Source organism: Fibrella arboris (assembly GCF_041321095.1).
In the GTDB taxonomy this organism is placed as follows: domain Bacteria; phylum Bacteroidota; class Bacteroidia; order Cytophagales; family Spirosomataceae; genus Fibrella; species Fibrella arboris.
The window spans coordinates 44,089-65,412 of the sequence record NZ_JBGGWE010000021.1; the positions used below are offsets into that span (position 1 = coordinate 44,089).

Consider the following 21,324-nt stretch of genomic DNA (forward strand, 5'->3'; position numbering starts at 1 on the left):
TATCGGCAGGTTGGGTGAATTGCCGACAGTATCAATGATGTTCTAATTCGAGCGCTGCCCCGGTAGTCCAGCCTTTGCTTTTGACGAGCAAGTACCCACCCATCGCCAGTAGTACATACACTTCGGTTCCTACCCAGGCCCAGGCAGCGCCGAGGTGGCCATATTCACGAATCAGAAAGATGTTGAGCCCCAGCCCAATAGCCGAACCAATGGCCGTAATCACAAAAAATGGGCGATCCATCCGCAGGTTAAGCATCGTATGAATACCCAGCAGGTTACTCATGCCAATGATCAATGGCAGTAATGCGACGACGCGTAATACCGCAATAGCCTCAACGAACTTCTCGCCGAAAAAGAACGGGATAAACCATGGCGCGATAACCCAAAGGCCTACAGCCACTGCACCAAGCCCGCCCAATAATGGCCAGAAAACGGTTCGTACCATCTTCAAACCTGCCTCGCGGCTCTGCCCAAAGGCATTGGCAATGATTGGAAACAACGCCTGGTTCAAAGCCATTGTCACAAATGTTAGGGCTACACCTTCTAAGCGGGTTCCGGCTGAATAAAGCCCTACGGCATAAGCTGTACTTAGCATACCGAGGAAAAACACTGTCGACGACGCGTAGAGTGTAATCATCACGTTCGAGAAGAACAGCGTTGCATCGGCTCTAAATCGGGCGACCAGTTGCGTCAGCGACGGCCAGAAAAAGTGAATGCCAAACCGTTTGGCAGCCACACCTAGTGCAACGGCGTTGATCAGCACCTGCGACACGCTGAGGACCAGATTCTGCCAGACATAATCATCAGGCTGATGAATGACCAGAAAGATGGCGCCTGTAAACAGTATCTTCACCAGCAGGTTGAACATGGCTACGCGCCCTAGATCTTCCATAGCCTGATAGATCCAGAACGGAGAAAGCACTGTGCTGATGCAGGTAATGTACGTACATACATGCAACAGCCAATGCTCGCGAAAAGAAGGCGTCCAGAAGGTAATACCCGCAAAAATGATGGTCGACAAGCCCCAGAGAAGGGTCTTGCCGGCCATCACCTCACTCACAATTCGACTGGTGGCTACCCGATCGTAGCGGTTGGCGGCTATAGCTCTTACCGCTGCCAGATCGAAGCCGTAATTAATGATCAGACTGAAATACGTTACATAAGCCAGCGAGAAATTCAGTAGTCCTAACCGTTCTGGCCCGATGATACGTACTACGTAAGGAACCGTTAACAGAGGAAGCAGAAAGTTGGCAACCTGCACGCTGAAGAGCGACGCAACATTAACGGCAAACCGTTTTAATACACTCTTGGAAAAGCCTGTCGTAGGGGCTGCAACTGGTTCATCGTCGGCTATTAGTGCTGTTTCCTTACCAAGCATTAGGATTTCCGTTTAAAGCCGCTTTTATCGTCCACCAGCAAATACGCAGGTCAAGGCCCGCCGACTGCTGCTGAATGTATAGATGGTCGTAACGTACCCGGTGCTTCATCTGGTAAGGCTTGCCGGTTTCACCCCGCGCACCACGTACCTGGGCCAGACCTGTAATACCTGGTTTCACTGAATAACGCTCGCGATAGCCGGTCATCGTGTTCCAATACTGGGCATCGAGCGGCAGCGGATGGGGGCGTGGACCAACAATGCTCATGTGACCGAGCAGTACGTTCAGGAACTGAGGCATCTCGTCGAGGTTGGTTTTGCGAAGAATCCGGCCAATAGGAGTTACCCGGTAGTCATTCTTGCTGGCCTGCTGAAACTGAGCACTGGGATTGTAGGCCATGGTACGGAATTTAAAGCAGGGAAACTGCTCCCCGTTCCGACCCGACCGTAGCTGAACAAAAATCGCCGGTCCTTTCGATGTTAATCTAATCAATAGGGATAGTAGGGGAATTAACCAAATCAAAATAGTGATGGCTACCAAACCGGCTACCAGTAGATCAGAAAAGCGTTTGGCATATAGCCCCCAGGTAGGGTTTTGAATGGTCACGTTACGGTCGCGTTCCAGGCGAACCGTTTCCATGTTCTGTACTGTAAATGATGTCATAGTCGTTGAGTCAATTAGGTGTGTGATTTAATGTAATTACTTGTACTTAAACACGTAGCACCTCAGGTTAGTCAATTCTCGTTCAGTTAGTTACAGCCAAATAGAACTCGATAAAAATGAAAAGAAACGTTTAGAGAGAAAAAGGAATGCGTGCTTATCCCCGCAGCCATCGGCGTGGTTGCGCCTGATAGTAGCGGTCTTTGTGGCTGTGGCTCAGGTACGAACCGTCGTTACCTACTACACCGTTCAATACCAGACTCAGGTTTTTGAAGCGCTGTTCACGCCGTACCAGTTCAATCGCTTTTAGGCTTGTCTGTGGTGTAACCCCATGACGCACCACAAACAGCGTTGAATCGGCAAAGGGAGCTACCAACTGCGCATCAGATACAAGGCCAAGTGGCGGTGTATCGAGCATGATGTAATCGAACCGCTCGCGCAGATCAGCAATCAATTGCTGCATTTTAGGAGAACTGAGTAATTCAGCAGGGTTTTGTTCGTCGTCGAGAACGCCACTGCTAATCATGAAAAAGTTTTTGTAACCAGGCACTGGCTGCAGCACTTCGTTCAGGGTCGCATCGCCCGTCAGGTATTCGCTGATACCTACGTTAACATCGAGGTGAAAGGTTTCCTGATAGGTTGGCCTTCTTAAGTCAAGTTCAAGTACCACCGTTGGCCGATCAACTAACGACAGGCTGGCCCCCAGGTTCAGCGAAACAAACGTTTTGCCTTCGCCGCTGATGCTCGACGTAACCAGCAATACATGACTGTCCGATTCGTTTATCTGCCTGGCTGGTAAGTTGGCCCGTAACGTACGAATCTGTTCTGTGATCAATGACCGGCTACGGGGGGTGATCACCAACCGCTTCTTGCTCGATGAAGGGTTGGTCGACAATTCGCCGAGAATAGGGGTCAGCGTCGATTTCTCCACTTCATGCCGACTGCGGATTCGTTGGTTGAGCGAATCCAGACCGGCAATGGCTCCCAAGGGCAACAGCAGGCCCACCATGCCGAAAAGCAGGAAGATCATTGGCTTAACTGGCTTCACTGGAATTGGGTTGCTCATGGCGGCATCAACAGTACGGCTATCCGACACTGCAGCGGCAAAGGCAACGGCTGTTTCTTCCCGTTTCTGAAGCAGGTACGTATATAAATCGTTTTTGATAGCCTGCTGCCGGGAAATATCCATCAAGGCCCGTTCCTGACGCGGTACCTGCCGAATCTGACCGGCTAATTCCTGGTTTTTCGATTCGTAGCTACGCTTGTTGCTTTCCAGCATATTCTGCATGGTCTCCACATTCTCTCCTATGCGGCGTTTCGTTGACCGGATCTTATCATCCAGCGCCTGAAGCTGTGGGTCAGCGTTGGTAGTCGTCTTGGCAAGCTGGGTACGTTGCAGGTCCAGATCCGACGCCGTATTGATCAAATTGAGCAAAACCTGGTCATCTAACCCAACAGTGGCGGGCGTGCCGCTCTGGTCAGCAGGCTGGCTGCGGACGTATTTCTGTAGATCACGTAATGCCGATAGCTTCACGTTCACCTCGTTCAGCTTGGCGTCGTTCTCTTTGGCCGATAATAAAAACGTTTGCGCCTGGGTGCTCAGATCGGTGATGCCCTCGCTCGATTTAAAGCTCTCCACACGACTCTCTACGCCCGACAATTCGCCCGATAGTCCATTCAACCGCTCCTGAATAAATTGGAGTGTGTTGCCGGCTACTTTATTCTTGCTTTGGATAGAGGCCAGATTATACGCAGCAATGAGCGTGTTCAGTACCGCCTCGCCTTTCGCCGGAACGGCATCGTCAACGGTCAGGACAACAACTGAGGATGTTTTGCTGGTTGGTTCAGCCTTCAGACGGCCGATGTAATCGCCTGCCACAGCCTGCTTAGTCGATGCCTGCACAATGATAGGCGATGTGCTGGCTGAAACAGGTTTCCGGGTAGCTATACGGATGCGGCCCAACGCCGTATTCACCGACTGGTTCAGCGGAATAGGTTGCCCGTTTAGCTGAACCACCGGATTATTGCTGAATGTCAACGTGAATGGTTCTTCGTACAGAGCTGGTTGTCCTTTCTCGACGATCAATTCCACAGGGTTGTCCCCGTATATTTCCCGCTTCCCAAACTTCGTCTGACGGTAATACCGGTGTTCCAGGTGTAACTTTTCAATAACCTGACTCATCAGCGTAGCCGAACGTAACATTTCGATCTCGTTCTCGACCGACTTTTTGGGCGTCGCTGCCTGGAACTCGCGCAACGCGCCACCACGATCATCTGTTTTTGTTCCGTCGAGAAGTAACAGGCTGGCCTGCACCCGATAAATTGGCTGTTTGTAAAGCAGATAGAGGTAAGCAGCCCCCAGTGCTAAACCTAGCGAAAGTACAAACCAGGGCCAATGGCGCAAATACCGGAAGATGATTGCCCGGACATTCGGGCGACTGCTCTCCATGAGCGAGTACGGGGTGTAGACCGTGGTAGATTCTGTCATAACGTTGATTGTAAGCTAGCCAAAAAGACCAGTGCATTTGTAAACCAAAACCAGAAAAGGTTCCATAAAAAAGTGTCTTTAAAGTTAAAACTATAAACTAAAAAAACGCTGTTACTTACTTCACATGATCTGGCGCAAGATCGACTGGTGAATTAACGTATAATGGCACTGGCATCTACGATTGCGAGGGGCTAAAATGAGGTTCCGGTTCAAAAAAAGAGCAGGCGGTAAAACACCTGTCAGTTGACAATTATAAACTCATTTTTTAACCTGAAATAGTACTATTTTCAGAAATGACGCTCGGTCAGTGTAAGACAACATTAAGTAGGTGTGGACAACCTGTTCGCCACTTGTTATGTCGGTTGAACCAATAGCCGGTCACGCCAGCCTTTGTCTATTATTAGTATAGTGCAAAAATAAATTCTAAAAATTTTACACTGATCACGGCTATGTTCGCCTACTACACGTAACAGCCAGTACCAATTATGAGGCAATCTTAGTTGCTTGATCTATCGTAAATCCATAGAATAATTAGTCTATGTTCAGTATCATTGTCCTATGCTGGATGTAAGTACACTATGGGAAGCTACAATACATCTGAATTGATCCGGGTACAAAATTTTCGGCAGGCGAAGGTGCTTATTATCAACAATGATCCTAACCAACTTGCCCTTATTGAGTACTGTCTCAAAGAGTGTTTACCCGAAGTTGAACCAGTTACAGCCCTAAATGAGATAGCCGTTCAAACGTACCTGAGTGCTTGTAGCCAGGATGAGCATAAACTGCCCAAATTGATTCTGCTGGATATCTTTATGCCAAATCGCGAAGATGGATGGCACATTTTGGATGGCATCAAGGCGTTTCCATCACCTGTTAACCAGATTCCGGTCGTTATATTTAGTCAGTCAAACCAACCAGCCGACATTGGGGAGGCGTATGATCGCGGCAGTTCATCTTACCTGGTTAAACCAGCCAATGAAAGCGAATGGCTTACCTGTTTTCAAAGGATGCGGAAATACTGGTGGGAGACTGTCTCCTTGCCACCAATCGGTTATCGGTATTGACCGGTTGGCAGTGAAGCCATTGTCAACCAATACCGACACACTTCCTCCATGATGCTTAAGAACTCACTATTATCTTCCGGGATGACCACAATTGAATTCGCTTTCAAGGCGTAACCCGATCTGGTCAGACCCGTGTTGGGGGCAATCAGGAGTACAATTGGTAATCTGCGTAGCCGAGGTGTCTCCTTCAATTCCTGGATCAGGGCTATCCGGTTTGGCGTAGCCTGACGCAAATCAAACAGGAGCAACTCGGGACGGTTTACACCGGTCATTACCAATAACTGCGAGAGTAACGATCCATTGTCTGTTACGTGCAGGAGTGTCATTGGCCATTGAGCATTGATAAGCTGGCGCAGCAGGAGGCTTTTCGTGACATCATTGGTAACAAAAGCGATCGACCGTTCTGGTTCCAGCAGGTGTTGATCGATACCAACACCGATAGTGTTTAATAAAAGTGGCCATTGCCGACGACTGACGGTGAGGACTGTTCCATCTTCGAGCAAAACAGCGCCACCTGTTTTTGAAGATCCCTGGTTCTGCAGTTTCAGTATACAATCAGGGTTAAGGAGTAGAGTCTTATGGATTCGAATAAAGTCAGGAAGTTGCTTTTCGAGAAAGCTCAGTGACTTGGAGACCAGTAATTGCTCACCTGTTCGGAAATGAACGAAGGAATAGTTGTTGGCACCAGACAGGTAAGAAATCAATATGGGGTGTTTTAATGCATTGATAATAAGTCCCATAGCTGTAACGTACCTGTTGAGTTAACAGGGTAAACGTACCCGACCCGCTGATTTGTTTGAATTCTTAGTGTATGGCCTTGCAACCCCTGGGCACTCTAAATCCAGTGTCTGGCGGGTAATGACTGATCAGGAGCACCGTCGCAAAGGTTTTAAACTACTTAATGAGAATTTGTATATACTTAAAATAATTGGCTAAGGTAAATCGAGCGATATACCAATAAGCCACAGCTATTCCATGTATAATGAACATCTGTTTTATAGATACATCGATTTGGGTTTACTTGAGAAAAGCATAGACTTACCGTTTAGTATAAAAGCATTAGATTTGAAATCTTTATAGGACAATTTGTAGTATGTTCTGTACAGCAACCTTTCCCTTGTGTCAACGTCAAGGCAAACGGTCACCTATCTATTAGTTACTCAACATGTTCATTATTTCCGCGCTGGAAAAGGCAAAAGGGTCCTTTCGCCCTGCACTATTTCTTTTCAACTGGTTCTTGCTCAGTTCTTTAAGTTATCAATCGGCCGTTGTAGCACAAACTACTTATTACGTAGCGAATGCGGGGAATGATTCAAACAATGGAACAACCACCAGTACACCGTTTCAAAGTCTGGCCAAGGTGAATAGCCTTGCCTTGCAGGCTGGCGACCAGGTGCTTTTTCGCCGCGGCGACACATTCCGGGGTACACTGACCATCCGGCGGTCAGGTGCTGTTAACAAACCTATCATCTTTGATGCGTACGGCACTGGCTCAAAGCCAATACTATCTGGCTCTGTACCCGTCACCAACTGGACGAGTGCAGGGAATAATATTTGGCAAGCGTCCTGTGCGTCGTGCGGTGGTGCGGTTACGGGCGTTTATAGAAATGGAACGGCTCTGCCGCTTGGCCGTTTTCCTAATGCGGACGCGCCTAACAAAGGGAACCTGACTATTCGAGCACACACAGAAAAGTACCAGATTTTCAGTCAAGAGCATTTACCTGATAACGTTGACTGGAAAGGAGCTGAAGTTGTAATGAGACCAGCTGCTTGGATTATCGACCGAGCTGTAGTCGATGCACAGTATGGTGACGCTCTGAATTTATTTAATTATTCAAATTATACACCTAGAGACAACTCAGAATATTTTTTTCAGAATCATCCGGCAACACTGGATAAAAATGGCGAATGGTGCTACGACCAGGCAAATAAAAAAGTATTGGTTTATACGAATCAAGGGGCGCCTACTGATGGGCTGTATACGGCTACTGCTTACAGTCTGGGAGTAGACATTGCCAATGTGTCTTATATTACACTTCGTAATCTTAATATAGCAGAGACATTAAACACAAGCATTAATGGTCAGAATGTGTCAAATTTTGCAATGACAGATCTGGACATCACAAATGCGGGTGAAGATGGGATTGTTATCTCAGGATCAGGGAATAATATATTGTTAGAAAATAGTAAAATAAAAACCGTAAATAACAACGGTGTTTGGATAGGTCCTTACCAGACAGTCAATATTCGAGGTAACGATATGCGCCGCATTGCGCTCATCGCAGGAAGAGGGAAGAGTGGCGATGGCCAGTACAATGGAATTTCGTCCATGGCAAATCAGAATGTGATGATTGAAAATAACGTTATAGATAGTGTCGGTTATAATGGAGTAACCTTCTGGACTAACACAACAATACGCCAGAATGTAATTGCTAATTTTTGCTTCTCGAAAATAGACGGTGGCGGTATTTATTCGCACAACGCGGGTAAAAGCCCAATGACGAATATTCATTTATTGTCTAACATAATATATACTAACCCACTCCCTGCGGGTGGTACTCCTTGGGCTGATTATACGATTGGTATATTTCTCGATGACTGTGTTGAAAATGTGGAAATAAAAAATAACACAGTATTTGGTAACGCACAGTGGGGCGTGTTTCTGCATGGTGCTCCTAATGTTACTTTTACAGATAACACCCTGTATAATAATAGGTTGTCTCAACTTAATGTTTATCATAATTATGGTATATGCCCTATTAGGAATGAGACAGTCAAGCGTAATATTTTTGTCAGCAAGAACCCCACTCAGTTAGCTGCGCAATATGAGTCGAATGCGGATGATATACTTCAGTATGGCTTGATTGATTCAAATTATTATGCCAGCCCGTTTAATGAGAGTGCCATGATACGAGGAGTAGCCTTCAATCGGGGAGGGAACTTTAACGTTAATGGCTGGAATCAATTTTCTGGTGGTCATGATGCACATTCGCGTAGTAGTCCGCTTTTATACAATGAGTTTAAAAATGAAGGGTCAGGCGGAATTAGTCGAATTAACAGCCCTTTTGACGAATGGACTGAAGGCTGGGAATTAGTATATAGCCCTTATGGTAATGCTGAGCTTGCCTATGCGCCCCAAAGTCCACTAGATGGCGGGAGTATGCGTATATCATTTCCAGTGTTATCCGGGCAAAGTAATTCATATGCACAAGTGGTGAAACGCTTTGGTAATCTCTCAAAAGGTAAGGGGTATGTGCTTCGGTTTGATGCGGTTTCTTCTGTAGACGTACCCATACTGGTTTATCTGAGACAGTATGGATTTCCTTATCAAGAATTTGATAGGAGGTATCCTGTGACTATCGGGGCTACCCGCAAGAGTTACGAACTACCATTTATTGGCACAGCTTTTGAAAATGACCCGGTTGTGATGTTTCAAACGGATACAGAAGGCCCTGTCATTTGGATTGATAATGTACGCTTGCAGGAAGATGTTCCTATAATCAATCAGCCAGATGACCTAATTCAATTGTACTATAACCCAACCTTGAAAGACAGTACCATCATTCTGCCTGCAGGCGCCTTCAGAGACGTAAAAAATCAGGCATATGCAAACTTGGTGCTGCTCAAACCTTTTACGTCAATCATCCTGCTGAAGGATACCATTCCCCTGCCACCTGCTGACCTCAGCCTTTCACTAGCCAGTAAAAAAAGAATACTTCAAGTAAACGAACCAACAGAGATACGCCTTCGCGTCAGAAACGAAGGTAATACCCAGGCAGAGTTGGCCCGATGGACATACCGATTGCCTGCCAATCTTCAGTTCATTGATTCAGCTGGACAACCCTATACAGATAATGTATTAAACGGAACTGTCAATCAACTCGCTCCGCAAACGGACACTACTTTCTCTATCTTGGTCAAGCCAACTTTAGGCGGTTTATTTCGAACTTCCGCTCAGTTGACAACGGCTACTTCTCATGATCCTGATAGCAATCCAAATACAGGCACTTATGATGGTGAAGATGATGCTTCGACGACTGAATTACGCGTTGGGGCTTCAGCGAGTATATTTGAGTCGCCTAATCCGAATCAACGTCCTCTACCTGCCGTAGTATCCAATCAACCAGTGCCAGATCCTGCTAAAGCAGATCTAAGTCTGGCTATGTCTGTCAATCAGCGCATCCCGGTGGTGGGTGATGTGTTGAGTTATACGATTTCGGTTTCCAATGCTGGGGGGCGTACAGCTGACGGTGTTCAACTGCAAAACATGTTGCCAACTGGTTTTCAACTGGTGGAAGCTACCGACTGGACAATTAATGGGCTTACAATGACGCGTACATTGCCATCTTTACTGTCCGGTACAACCACTACGGTCTCTTTCCGGGTACGTGTGTTAACGCCCGGTCATTGGGTAAATCAGGCGCAGATCAGTGCCTCGAACGTTGGTGATCCTGACTCAACGCCTGGGAATGGTTTTACAAATGGCGAAGATGATCAGACACAGGTTGATATCCGGGCTAGGTGAGATTACAGCTCTAATTCAGGCTGATTTACGTGAACCACTCTGGTAATTTAGATGACTAACGATGGGTAAACCACTCAGTGGGTGTCTGAGAAGCGGGTCAGACAAATCAATCAGATGAACTATAGTGATAGGGTTACACCTATTACTAATGGGTGAATTGGTTTGTACCGCAGGTTATATCTATCTTTTGAAGGAAAGACCGTAACCGGCTCAAGTTAGTGCGTCAGGGGGCAGTGATCCTGAGTCAACACCCGGTAACGGGTTTGCGAATGGTGAAGATGATCAGTCGCAGGCTGATATCCGGGTAAATGAGCGCTAAAAAAAGTTAGGTTACTTGTTGCTACTTGCGCTATTGGGCTCAGTTTGAGCTGAGTTACGTTTAAAACGGTAACTACCTCTTGGGTTATTCTGGCCAATTGCTGTACATTTTTAATGTTCATAATTTTTTAATGTGGCATGAGCCAGTAGCCTGATAATGATCTGTTTATAGTCATCTATAAATACTTTCATATTATCTGTATATCTAATAGCAATTATACCTAGGTTATTGTTGTAATAGTTATATTAAATCGGAGTTTTCTGGTACAAAATTTGATAAATATGCCGATGAGTAAGTTCTATTTGGAATATACCAGATAGAGTATATAGCTCTACTTCTTCGTATGTTTGTTCAACTTTTACCTGATTACCGTCCGTAACTTGAGAAACATATCAATGCTCCGAGCTATACAACTAGCCCGTCGAACCTCTATATGTCTACTGCTGAGCGGTGGACTATCAGCCGCCTTCGGGCAAACAACGTACTATGTTGCCAGTTCAGGCAACGACAGCAACACAGGCCGATCAGCCGATTCGCCATTCCAGACGCTGGCAAAGATCAACACATTGACTTTACAGGCTGGCGACCAGATACTCCTAAAACGGAATGACACATTCCGGGGTACGTTGCAGATCCAGCAATCAGGCACATCGGCACAGCCTATCGTGATTGATGCCTATGGTTCAGGGAACAAGCCGCTTATATCGGGATCGCTGCCTGTAACGAATTGGACTAACCTGGGCGGAAACGTCTGGCAGGCCAGTTGCCCTTCCTGCGGGGATCGTGTTACAGGGGTGTACCGTGATAATTCATCATTGCCACTAGGCCGCTACCCAAACATGGATGCTTCGAACAAGGGATACCTCACTGTTCAGTCGCACTCGGGCAAGATACAGCTGACCGGCCAACAGCCCTTTTCAACCAACTGGGTAGGTGGTGAAGTAGTCTACCGGCCAGTTCAGTGGATTTTAAATCGAGCCAAGATCACCGGTATGAACGGGAATGTCTTGAATCTGGCTAGTTCGGGTACGTATGATATAACCGATGGCTGGGGGTACTTCATTCAGAATCACCCAGCTACGCTGGATCAGACCGGCGAATGGTATTACGATCCGTCTACTAAATCGATTCGCTTATTCGATAGCCAGAGTAACCCGAACAACCAGACGCTGAGCGCTACTGTGTACAATGAAGCGATCAACCTAAGCAACGTATCTTACGTGACTGTGCGTAACCTACAGGTATCTCAGGCATTGGTCACCAACCTGTCGATCTATAATGGTGCTAACCTGTCTGTCACCGGAAATGATATCACACAGGCTGGCGAAGACGGAGTTGTTATCAGGGGCGATGGACACCATGTATCACTGGAAAACAACCTGATTCAGGATATCAATAACAATGGCGTTGACATATCGGCGTATCAGGCCATTACATTCCGTGGTAATACCGTACGTAACATTGGTTTACTACCGGGCCGGGGACGGAGCGGCGATGGGACGTATGTAGGCTTCATGTCGGCCAGCAAGGGTGGCACCGTGATTGAGAATAACGTACTGGATAACATTGGTTATAATGCGCTCAATTTTGCCAGTAGCACCACTATCCAGCGTAACCAGATCAGTAACTTTTGCGTCACGAAAAGCGACGGTAGCGGCCTGTACATCTGGAACGGCAATCAACAGCCGATGGGCGATATTCGCATTTTGTCGAATGTCGTTTATAATGGTATCGGGGCATCAGATGGCAGCCCGGGGGGGGCTTATTCCGGGGCCAATGGCATTTATCTGGACGATTGCACCACTAACATTGAAGTAGCAGGTAATTCGGTGTACAACTGCAAAGGCCTTGGTTTTTATCTACACGGTTCGTCGAATATTACGTTAACGGGCAATACGTCTTTCAATAATGGCGAAGGGCAGCTGGCCGTAACCACGGCCGGCGGTTGTCAGCCCCGTAACAATATAATTCAGAACAACGTATTCGTCAGCAGACTGGCCAGCCAGTTTAATGTAAAGTACGAATCAGCGCAAAATGATCTGGCAAGTTTCGGTCAGATGGACAATAACGTATACTCACGTCCTTTTGAAGATACGTACACGATCCGGGCAGTATATAACAGTACAACGGGTGCTGATCTGTCGCTTGTAGACTGGAGAAGCCGGTATGGTAAAGACTTAAGCACTATTAAAAGTCCTATTACCTATTCGTCGGGTAGCCCGGACGACATGATCAAGTTTGTGGGCAACCCAACAGGTAGTCCTATACAGGTATCGTTGTCAGGTACGTATCGGGATGCCCGAAACAATCCCTATTCAGATCAGGTAACGGTGGGCGCCTTCTCATCGATCGTTTTATACAAGGAAATTGTTGTCGCGCCGGTTACATTACGGACTCCCGAGAATCCAGCGAATACAGCGGCCGGGCTCAACTATAGTTATTATGAAGGAAGCTGGAACGCACTGCCTGATTTTGGGGCGCTTACTGCTACCAAAACAGGAACGAGTAACCAGGCTGATATCTCGTTACGCTCACGTGATGATAACTACGGCATTCGATTTACGGGCTATATCAGCGTACCCACCGATGGGGTATATACGTTCTACACCAATTCAGACGACGGCAGTAAGCTGCTGATTGGTACGACTGAAGTAGTAAACAACGATGGTAGCCATGCCGAACAGGAACGGTCTGGTACGATTGGGCTGAAAGCAGGGGTACACGCGCTTAGTATCCTTTATTATCAGGGCGGCGGCGGCCAGGCGCTGGCGGTAAGCTACAGTGGGCCAGGTATCGGTAAACAGACTATCCCAGCCTCCGCGCTGGTTCGTGTGGCTACCAGTACACCAGCGCCACCCCCAGTTACGCTGCGCGATCCTGAAAATCCGGCCAATGCAGTCACGGGGCTCGACTATGGCTATTATGAAGGCGGTTGGGGCAACCTGCCCAACTTTGCCTCACTCACCCCCGTGAAAATGGGTAACACCAGTCTGCCTGATCTGGCCTTACGTTCCCGCAGCGACAATTACGGGCTAAACTTCACGGGCTACATCAGCGTACCCACCGATGGGGTGTACACGTTCTACACTAATTCAGACGACGGCAGCAAGCTGCTGATTGGCACAACTGAAGTGGTGAACAATGACGGTGGCCATGCCGAGCAGGAGCGCTCGGGCACCATTGGGTTGAAAGCAGGGGTGCACGCCATCAGTATTCCTTACTTCCAGGGGGGCGGCGGCCAGACACTGACGGTGAGCTACAGTGGGCCAGGTATCGGTAAACAGACCATTCCGGCATCAGCCTATCGGCGGATAGCGACCAGTACGCCAACGACCCCGCCACCGGTCGCGGGTACGCTGCGCGATCCTGAAAATCCGGCCAATGCAGTCACGGGGCTCGACTATGGCTATTATGAAGGCGGTTGGGGCAACCTGCCCAACTTTGCCTCACTCACCCCCGTGAAAATGGGTAACACCAGTCTGCCTGATCTGGCCTTACGTTCCCGCAGCGACAATTACGGGCTAAACTTCACGGGCTACATCAGCGTACCCACCGATGGGGTGTACACGTTCTACACTAATTCAGACGACGGCAGCAAGCTGCTGATTGGCACAACTGAAGTGGTGAACAATGACGGTGGCCATGCCGAGCAGGAGCGCTCGGGCACCATTGGGTTGAAAGCAGGGGTGCACGCCATCAGTATTCCTTACTTCCAGGGGGGCGGCGGCCAGACACTGACGGTGAGCTACAGTGGGCCAGGTATCGGTAAACAGACCATTCCGGCATCAGCCTATCGAAGAGTAAACGTTGTGGTGGTTGGCGATGGCACCGGCTTGAAGGGCGACTACTTTAACAACGCCAATCTGGCTGCTCCGGTAGTATTGACCCGTACCGATGCTACGGTAAACTTCGACTGGGGTAATGGATCGCCCGCGTCGACGATAAATACAGACTATTTTTCGGTCAGATGGACAGGACAAGTAAAAGCGCCAGTTACCGGCAATTATACGTTCAGTACCACCACAGATGATGGGGTGCGCCTATGGGTCAACGGAAAGCTGGTCGTTGACGATTGGAATGGCCATGCAACAACAACGAACAATGGCCCCTCTATAGCCCTTGTAGCTGGTCAGCGGTACGATATTCGTATGGAATATTTCGATAATATCATTGGGGCTGTGGCCCGGCTGCAATGGGCTTACCCGGGTCAGGGGCAGCAGATCATTCCACAGCCATTCCTCTATCCGGCATCAGGCTCTGCCCGCACGGCAGTCTATACTGACAACGCACTGGCGGCCAGTGATTTCACACCCGATCAGGCAGTGAGAGTGTATCCTGTTCCTGCACGTGAAGAGATCCAGGTACGTTACTATGCGGAAGCTGCCGGCGAAATAACGCTTCAACTAACCAGTGTAGGGGCTTATCCGGTGATGCAAAAGAACACAGCGGTACTACAGGGTGAAAACATCATCCGTATCCCGGTACTGGAATACACGCGGGGTATGTATATTCTTAGCGTCATACAAGGCACACAGCGAGTCACTAAAAAGGTGTTATTGGCTGATTAAGTGACAGCGTCTCTCGTAACCACATGTCAACGAGTCGAAAGCCGGTACCAGCGAAAGCGGGTACCGGCTTTTTAGTGCGCAACGTACCTGACCTGTCAGTAAAATGGGCCGACAGGATTTAATGTGGGCTAGCCTTTAAGCTAGATAATGTTGGGGTCGCCTTCGTCGTTTTATTCATTGACGTTTACCCATACGCTCACTGATGAACAACATACTGTCTATGACCACAGCGCTCTTTGGCGCTCTAGTAGCGGGCACTGCACTTGCCCAATCTCCCGGTGCTACTTCACCGTCATTCATTTGTAAGTATACCGGCGGCCAGACCCCCACAACAACCTGCACCTATAGCGGTCAGTCGACTAGTTCGCATGCTACCCGGGTAATCGACCGGATACTGAAGCCTATTGGGCTTATGCAGAATTTTAAAGTGATGGAATGCCCCGAAACCCGCAACTGTTTTGCTGCTGTGATGAACGGACAGCGATTCATTATTTATGACGGAGCGTTCATGCAACAACTTGAAGAGGCGACCGAAACCGACTGGTCGGCTACAAGTATCATGGCGCATGAAATCGGGCATCATCTACAGGGACATACCCTGGCAGCCGGCGGAAGTTCGCATCAAAAAGAACTGGAAGCAGATCGTTTTTCCGGCTTTGTGTTGCATCAGCTTGGCGCTACGCTCGACGAGTCGACGGTGGCCATTCGGGCGCTGGTCGGGGTGGCGTCATCGGCGTCGCACCCCGGTAAAGCGGCACGTCTTGAGGCCATTCGGAAAGGATGGACAGAAGCCGATGCCATCTATCCGCGAACAAAGTCTGTAACGCCCAGCTCTCCGGCTCCATCAGGGATGGCCGCCAATAAATCAACAGCCACCCCCAGGGTTGAAAAAGATGTTACAGCTGCGCCAGACGGTATTGTGCCCGTTATAGCTACCCAGGTGTATGCCAATGGCCGGGTAAGGTATAAAGGGGGTATATTAATGAACATGCGAACGGGCAATGGCACCTATTACTATCCGAATGGCGACCGGTACGTTGGTCAGTTTGCTTACGATCAGCCCCATGGAAAAGGCACGTATTATTTTGCCGATGGCGACACCTTTATTGGTACCTTCCGAAATGGCAAACGCACCGGTCCGGGTACGTTGTTCAACGCAGCAGGAGAAGTGGAGGAGGAAGGGAACTATGTAAACGATGTGCTGCGATAAACTTTTACGGAGCCGTGGCACTGCTGTAACACAAGGCGTATGCCCGGCAGCGCCACGACTCCGTCTGGGTTATTCGTTAAAATGCCCTCACCGTCTCTTCGATAATGTCGCAGGCCTCGTTCATCTGGGCTTCTGTGATAACCAAAGGGGGCGCAAAGCGAATTTTGTCGCCATGAGTGGGTTTGCAAAGAAGACCATTGTCGCGCAGTTGCAGGCACAATGCCCAGGCGGTATCTCCACCATAGTCGGGACGTTCCTGAATAACAATCGCATTAAGCAGGCCTTTACCCCGAACCAGCTGAACCAACTCATTGGTAGCGGCCAGCGCGTTCATACGGTCACGAAACAGACGCCCCATGGCTTCGGCATTGTCAGCTAATCGCTCATCCTGCACCACATCGAGAGCAGCCATAGCGACGGCACAACCCAGCGGATTTCCGCCAAATGTGCTGCCATGCTCGCCAGGTCGGATCGTCAGCATGATCTCGTCGGAGGCCAATACGGCCGAAACAGGCATCACTCCACCAGAAAGCGCTTTGCCCAGCACTAGCATATCTGGTTTTACCCCTTCATGATCACAGGCAATGCGGCGGCCCGTACGGCCAATACCCGTTTGTACCTCGTCGGCAATGAACAACACATTGTAGTTGGTGCAGAGCGCCCGTACCCCACGCAGATAACCTTCATCGGGCACCAGCACGCCTGCCTCGCCCTGGATAGGCTCCACCATAAACCCGGCAATGTTGGGGTCAGCGGCAAAGGCTTCTTCCAGGGCAGTCAGGTCATTGTAGGGGACAAGGACGTACCCAGGCAAAAGAGGTCCGTAGTCGTTTGTGCTGCTGGGGTCGGTCGACGATGAGATAGCCGCTAAGGTTCGTCCCCAGAAATTACCTGCTGCAAAAACCGTCTTGGCTTGATCTTGGGCAATGCCTTTTACCTTATACGCCCATTTGCGGGTGAGTTTCAGGGCGGTCTCCCCGGCTTCAACCCCCGAGTTCATCATCAAAACTTTATCGAACCCGAAATAGTCACACAGGTATTTTTCGCAGCGGCCAAGCTGATCGTTGTGAAACGCACGTGACGTCAGCGTCAGGCGTTGCGCCTGCTGAGTAAGCGCCTGAATGATGCGAGGGTGACAATGGCCCTGGCTGACGGCGCTATAGGCTGATAGAAAATCAAAATACCGACGCTCATCCAGATCCCAGACAAAAACCCCTTCACCCCGCGCCAGGACAACGGGGAGCGGATGATAATTGTGCGCCCCGTATTGTTCTTCTAAAGCAATGGCCTGTTGACTCGGCGTGGTAGCTGTTGTAGTGATCATCAGTATTTTTAACCTCTTTTTAAGATCGGTATAGGGCTATACGTCAAAACTATTGACGCAAACAGGTGGTTGCTCTTTATAATCTACCGTAAATATAAGGTACTGAGTGCCATGACTGAAGATCAACTGAAGAAGCGCAAACTACCGGGGCTGGCCGACGACGACTATTATTTTACCAAGGAAGGGTTTGTGGTCTTTACAGCCAGTTATCACTTAAAGCGTGGCTATTGCTGTAAAAGTGGTTGTCGCCACTGCCCATATGGGTACAGAAGAGAAAAATAATTTGCACATTCACAGGGATTTCGCCAATTTTGCACCCTCATACGGAAAACGAGTACAGTCATGGCCAGAGTTTGTCAAATTACCGGAAAGCGGACGCAGGTTGGTAACAACGTATCGCACGCCAACAATAGAACGAAACGTAAATTCTTCCCGAACCTTCAAAAGAAGCGGTTCTTCGTTGAATCGACGGGCGAATGGATTACGTTGAAAGTTTCGACGTCGGCCATCAAGACGATCAATAAAAAAGGTCTGGAAGCGACCCTTCTCGATGCCTATAAGAAAGGCACTTTGTCGGTGTAGTCGACCGTTACACAAGCTGCGTGAACGTCCGTATTAGCCTCCTTCCCGAGCGGAAGGAGGCTTTTTTATATCATTCGTTTGAGCGCGAAGTTGATAACAACCAACTGGCCTCCGCGCTGCACAACAAGGGTAACTTCTTTGCCTTCACCACGTTGAAGCGATTTGTGGATATCACTAATGCTCAATCCACTGGCGAGTTCATTGTTGACGAACAGCAGTTCATCCCCTTCGCGTAAACCGGCTACCTCGGCCGGTGAATCATCCATGATTTTCTCGACATAATACGTGCGATATCGCTCGCCTTTGGCTTTAAGCTCAAGGCCGCTCATATCATGTTCAAATTGCTCGTGTAGTAGCCTGCGGACAGGCTTCAAGACAATATACTGCTCTGGGTAGTTGAAGGTGACGGTAAAACGGCGCAACAGTTCGCAGCCTACATTGCCCTGCCGATCTGCTGTATTGACCAGGCGCATACCGAACGATGAACTGTCTGGAAACGACGCAATCACGTTTTGTAATTCGTGGCGCCCTAATCGAAGGCCCTCAATGCGGCCCAAACTTCCGTTGATCACGCCGTTCAGTCCGCGCCCTAACTGCGCCCGCAGCAGTTTTTCGGGCCGGGGTAATGCGCAAACTGTTGACTGACCGTCCAGCATCAATGCATGACCAGCGCCCGTATCGAGTACGACACGCAGGGGAACAGTACGTTCGCCAGAAAGCAACGCGGTTACATCCAGATAAGGTTTGGCATTTTGAATGACGATCGGATACCGATCGCCAAACCGGGGTTTGTATTTGTACTGTTTGGGTTGAGTGAGCGTGATTTCCCGGTTACGGAAGTCGATGCCCACAACAAAACTATTGAAGAGGTCATACCCGAAAATGCCGTGAACGGGAATACCTACATATTCTGAGAGCCGCAATATATCCTCCTCCAGAATGACCAGGTTCTGGTGTGTAGCCTGCATGGCACCCATCGATAGATCGTTGTCAATGGCTATGATAGCCGCAAGACCGCTTCCTTCGCCCACACCCGTCAGCTTCATCTTACGGGTCAACTTCAGGGGCTGGTGTTTTAATGCCGAAGGGTCAGTAATAATGGTATTACTAACGCCGGTGTCGAGAATGAAGTTGAGCGTATCGGAATCATTGATCCGAAGCTTCACAACGATCAGGTTAGAATGGAGCTCGAAGGGAATACGCGTGGAGGTGCGGTTGCCCTTTAGAAAATAGCCGAATCGGTCTTTATCAGGCGTTTTTGGGCTATCGGATGCAAACGCCGACAGACTGCCGTAAAGCAACCCGACTAACAAGTACAGCGTTTTCATGATGTCTGATGGTTATACTAGAAAATTACTATAAAAACCCCATAAATCTATAAAAAGTTGAGACTAAGGCGACTGATTTATAAAGGTTTCCAGCATTCGGCCTAAAACCCGTATTTTCGTCCGCTTTCTGAGCCTTAATTACTTACTAAGTTAAAAGACGCATGCGCAAGAAGATCGTTGCTGGTAACTGGAAAATGAATAAAACTGCCGATGAGGGCCTGGCCCTGGTATCGGAAGTGACAAACATGATTAACGCCGAAGTAACTGGCGATGTAACGGCGGTACTGTGCCCTCCGGCCTTGTACCTGACCACTTATAAATCATACCTGACAAGTGATAAACTGGCGCTTGGTGCTCAGAATTGTCACGAAAAATCGTCTGGCGCCTACACGGGTGAAATTTCAGCTGCTATGCTGAAATCAATTGGCGTCCAATATGTGATCTTGGGGCACAGCGAACGTCGGCAATATTTTGGGGAGACGAACGCACAATTAGCCGAGAAAGTAAACATCGCACTCGAGAATGGGTTGACACCTATTTTCTGTTGCGGCGAATCGCAGGATCTTCGGGAGAACGGTGATTACGTTGGTTTTGTAAAGGACCAGCTGACCGAGAGCCTGTTCCACTTGTCGGCCGAACAGATGGCAAACATTGTTATTGCCTACGAACCTATCTGGGCTATTGGTACCGGCCTGACGGCGTCGGCTGGTCAGGCGCAGGATATGCATTATGAATTGCGCCAACATTTGGCCAGTCAATATGGCGACGAGGTGGCCCAGGATACAAGTATTCTGTATGGGGGTAGCTGCAATGCGCAGAACGCCGAAGAGCTATTCGCCCAGCCCGACGTAGATGGTGGCCTGATTGGCGGCGCCTCATTGAAATCACGTGATTTTGTCACGATCGTGAAAGCTAGACAATAGTCCATGTCCACTCACACATGGCCAACTATCGGTATTGCTGATGCTTCCAGGCATCTTGTCGAGTAAAGCTGGTTCGGGTTCATGGATGAGTGGTCACTACGTATGACTGCATCTGATTATATAGCCGTGTTCGGCATGGAATCACATCCTGAAGGGGGTCATTATGTACAGACCTATCAGGCTACTGAAAACATACCGCACCACGCCTTACCCGACCGCTTTGGCGGCGACCGGCCGTATAGCACGGCCATTTACTTCCTGCTGGAAAACCACCAGCGCTCGGCTTTGCATCGGATTCAGAGCGATGAGGTATGGCATTTCTACGCTGGCGGTCCGCTGAATGTGTACATGATTGAGCCAGTGCTGGGTACGTTACACACGATTCGGCTGGGTACGAACCCGAACCGGGGTGAACTATTTCAGGCGGTTGTGCCGGCGGGCTACTGGTTTGGTGCCAAACCCGTTGGACTGCCCAGCGATCCTCCTTTTTCGTTGGTAGGCTGCACCGTGGCCCCCGCCTTCAACTTCGCCGAGTTCAAACTCGGCGATAAGGCCTCGATGCTGGCGCTGTTCCCACACCATGAGGCCATCATCGATCTGCTTACCTAGCCACGTTGAAGAAGCTCAACAACAAAAAAGCCGCTGAAGTCAGCGGCTTTTTTGTTGTTGATACCAGGAGCGGGAGTCGAACCCGCACGGGCTTGAGGCCCACAGGATTTTAAGTCCGGCGTGTCTACCGATTCCACCATCCCGGCGTTTACGAAAAAAGCACCTTTTGACGGTGCTTTTTCGTGGAGCGAAAGACGGGGTTCGAACCCGCGACCTCGACCTTGGCAAGGTCGCGCTCTACCAGCTGAGCTACTTTCGCGTTGTATCGAATCCAGATAGCTATCTGTGATTTGATGATGCAAAAGTAGTCTATTGAGCATATGTTGTCAAGGGATAGGGAGAAAAAAA

The 21,324-nt window shown here is 48.9% G+C and carries 14 protein-coding genes and 2 tRNA genes; 8 read left to right on the top strand and 8 right to left on the bottom strand.

Annotation, left to right across the window (positions count from 1 at the left end):
* Positions 1-31: 31 nt before the first annotated feature.
* The 3 genes from ACAW75_RS24890 to ACAW75_RS24900 all read right to left on the bottom strand — a co-directional run bounded on the left by ACAW75_RS24890 (position 32) and on the right by ACAW75_RS24900 (position 4,524).
* A complete protein-coding gene (locus ACAW75_RS24890; protein WP_370731498.1) occupies positions 32-1,378 on the bottom strand; it encodes a flippase in 1,347 nt (448 codons plus the stop codon).
* Positions 1,368-2,039, bottom strand: a complete 672-nt coding sequence (locus tag ACAW75_RS24895) for a sugar transferase (protein ID WP_370731499.1) — start codon at positions 2,037-2,039, stop codon at positions 1,368-1,370. The genes ACAW75_RS24890 and ACAW75_RS24895 overlap by 11 nt, the downstream gene beginning before the upstream one ends.
* 154 nt (positions 2,040-2,193) lie before the next feature.
* Complete coding sequence (locus ACAW75_RS24900) at positions 2,194-4,524, bottom strand: GumC family protein (protein WP_370731500.1); 2,331 nt, start codon at positions 4,522-4,524, stop codon at positions 2,194-2,196.
* A 578-nt stretch (positions 4,525-5,102) separates the two neighbouring features.
* Between ACAW75_RS24900 and ACAW75_RS24905 the strand changes: the two genes are divergently transcribed.
* Positions 5,103-5,588, top strand: coding sequence for a response regulator (locus ACAW75_RS24905; protein ID WP_370731501.1), 486 nt, complete (start codon positions 5,103-5,105; stop codon positions 5,586-5,588).
* Here ACAW75_RS24905 and ACAW75_RS24910 read toward each other — a convergent pair.
* The gene (locus ACAW75_RS24910; RefSeq protein ID WP_370731502.1) at positions 5,576-6,328 is read right to left on the bottom strand and encodes a response regulator transcription factor; all 753 of its coding nucleotides are present in this window, start codon (positions 6,326-6,328) and stop codon (positions 5,576-5,578) included. The two genes, ACAW75_RS24905 and ACAW75_RS24910, sit on opposite strands and share 13 nt — an antisense overlap.
* A 425-nt stretch (positions 6,329-6,753) precedes the next feature.
* On the opposite strand from ACAW75_RS24910, the gene ACAW75_RS24915 reads away from it, so the two are divergent.
* From ACAW75_RS24915 to ACAW75_RS24925, 3 genes are all read left to right on the top strand, one after another.
* Positions 6,754-10,113 (top strand): right-handed parallel beta-helix repeat-containing protein, encoded by a 3,360-nt coding sequence (locus tag ACAW75_RS24915; RefSeq protein WP_370731503.1) that lies wholly within the window; start codon positions 6,754-6,756, stop codon positions 10,111-10,113.
* 714 nt (positions 10,114-10,827) lie between these two features.
* Complete coding sequence (locus ACAW75_RS24920; protein ID WP_370731504.1) at positions 10,828-15,000, top strand: PA14 domain-containing protein; 4,173 nt, start codon at positions 10,828-10,830, stop codon at positions 14,998-15,000.
* 220 nt (positions 15,001-15,220) lie between these two features.
* Entirely contained in the window at positions 15,221-16,210 is a 990-nt protein-coding gene (locus ACAW75_RS24925) for a hypothetical protein (protein WP_370731505.1), read from the top strand.
* 76 nt (positions 16,211-16,286) lie between these two features.
* Here the strand turns inward: ACAW75_RS24925 and rocD are convergent, their stop codons facing one another.
* The gene (gene rocD / locus ACAW75_RS24930) at positions 16,287-17,534 is read right to left on the bottom strand and encodes an ornithine--oxo-acid transaminase (RefSeq protein WP_370731506.1); all 1,248 of its coding nucleotides are present in this window, start codon (positions 17,532-17,534) and stop codon (positions 16,287-16,289) included.
* A 111-nt stretch (positions 17,535-17,645) separates the two neighbouring features.
* Here rocD and ACAW75_RS24935 point away from each other — a divergent pair, with 111 nt between their 5' ends.
* Both ACAW75_RS24935 and rpmB read left to right on the top strand, forming a co-directional pair.
* On the top strand, positions 17,646-17,816 hold the full coding sequence (locus ACAW75_RS24935) for a C1orf53 family protein (RefSeq protein WP_370731507.1): 171 nt from the start codon (positions 17,646-17,648) through the stop codon (positions 17,814-17,816).
* A gap of 60 nt (positions 17,817-17,876) precedes the next feature.
* On the top strand, positions 17,877-18,116 hold the full coding sequence (gene rpmB / locus ACAW75_RS24940) for a 50S ribosomal protein L28 (protein ID WP_085410917.1): 240 nt from the start codon (positions 17,877-17,879) through the stop codon (positions 18,114-18,116).
* A 65-nt stretch (positions 18,117-18,181) separates the two neighbouring features.
* Here rpmB and ACAW75_RS24945 read toward each other — a convergent pair whose 3' ends face one another.
* Entirely contained in the window at positions 18,182-19,444 is a 1,263-nt protein-coding gene (locus tag ACAW75_RS24945; RefSeq protein WP_370731508.1) for an aspartyl protease family protein, read from the bottom strand.
* A 161-nt stretch (positions 19,445-19,605) separates the two neighbouring features.
* Here ACAW75_RS24945 and tpiA point away from each other — a divergent pair, with 161 nt between their 5' ends.
* Together tpiA and ACAW75_RS24955 are read left to right on the top strand one after the other, a co-directional pair.
* Positions 19,606-20,367 carry a triose-phosphate isomerase gene (tpiA, locus tag ACAW75_RS24950; protein ID WP_370731509.1) on the top strand — a complete coding sequence of 254 codons (762 nt, stop codon included), beginning with the start codon at positions 19,606-19,608 and terminating at the stop codon, positions 20,365-20,367.
* Positions 20,368-20,469: 102 nt separating this feature from the next.
* The gene (locus ACAW75_RS24955) at positions 20,470-20,976 is read left to right on the top strand and encodes a cupin domain-containing protein (protein WP_370731510.1); all 507 of its coding nucleotides are present in this window, start codon (positions 20,470-20,472) and stop codon (positions 20,974-20,976) included.
* Positions 20,977-21,037: 61 nt separating this feature from the next.
* Here ACAW75_RS24955 and ACAW75_RS24960 read toward each other — a convergent pair.
* Positions 21,038-21,122 (bottom strand) — tRNA-Leu (locus ACAW75_RS24960).
* 37 nt (positions 21,123-21,159) lie between these two features.
* Positions 21,160-21,235, bottom strand: a tRNA-Gly gene (locus ACAW75_RS24965).
* Positions 21,236-21,324 lie beyond the last annotated feature (89 nt).

Bases quoted from the DNA above. Each gene is read 5' to 3' on its own strand.
- ACAW75_RS24890 (WP_370731498.1), bottom strand. From the start codon at position 1,378: ATGCTTGGTAAGGAAACAGCACTAATAGCCGACGATGAACCAGTTGCA.
- ACAW75_RS24895 (WP_370731499.1), bottom strand. From the start codon at position 2,039: ATGACATCATTTACAGTACAGAACATGGAAACGGTTCGCCTGGAACGC.
- ACAW75_RS24900 (WP_370731500.1), bottom strand. From the start codon at position 4,524: ATGACAGAATCTACCACGGTCTACACCCCGTACTCGCTCATGGAGAGC.
- ACAW75_RS24905 (WP_370731501.1), top strand. From the start codon at position 5,103: ATGGGAAGCTACAATACATCTGAATTGATCCGGGTACAAAATTTTCGG.
- ACAW75_RS24910 (WP_370731502.1), bottom strand. From the start codon at position 6,328: ATGGGACTTATTATCAATGCATTAAAACACCCCATATTGATTTCTTAC.
- ACAW75_RS24915 (WP_370731503.1), top strand. From the start codon at position 6,754: ATGTTCATTATTTCCGCGCTGGAAAAGGCAAAAGGGTCCTTTCGCCCT.
- ACAW75_RS24920 (WP_370731504.1), top strand. From the start codon at position 10,828: ATGCTCCGAGCTATACAACTAGCCCGTCGAACCTCTATATGTCTACTG.
- ACAW75_RS24925 (WP_370731505.1), top strand. From the start codon at position 15,221: ATGACCACAGCGCTCTTTGGCGCTCTAGTAGCGGGCACTGCACTTGCC.
- rocD (WP_370731506.1), bottom strand. From the start codon at position 17,534: ATGATCACTACAACAGCTACCACGCCGAGTCAACAGGCCATTGCTTTA.
- ACAW75_RS24935 (WP_370731507.1), top strand. From the start codon at position 17,646: ATGACTGAAGATCAACTGAAGAAGCGCAAACTACCGGGGCTGGCCGAC.
- rpmB (WP_085410917.1), top strand. From the start codon at position 17,877: ATGGCCAGAGTTTGTCAAATTACCGGAAAGCGGACGCAGGTTGGTAAC.
- ACAW75_RS24945 (WP_370731508.1), bottom strand. From the start codon at position 19,444: ATGAAAACGCTGTACTTGTTAGTCGGGTTGCTTTACGGCAGTCTGTCG.
- tpiA (WP_370731509.1), top strand. From the start codon at position 19,606: ATGCGCAAGAAGATCGTTGCTGGTAACTGGAAAATGAATAAAACTGCC.
- ACAW75_RS24955 (WP_370731510.1), top strand. From the start codon at position 20,470: ATGACTGCATCTGATTATATAGCCGTGTTCGGCATGGAATCACATCCT.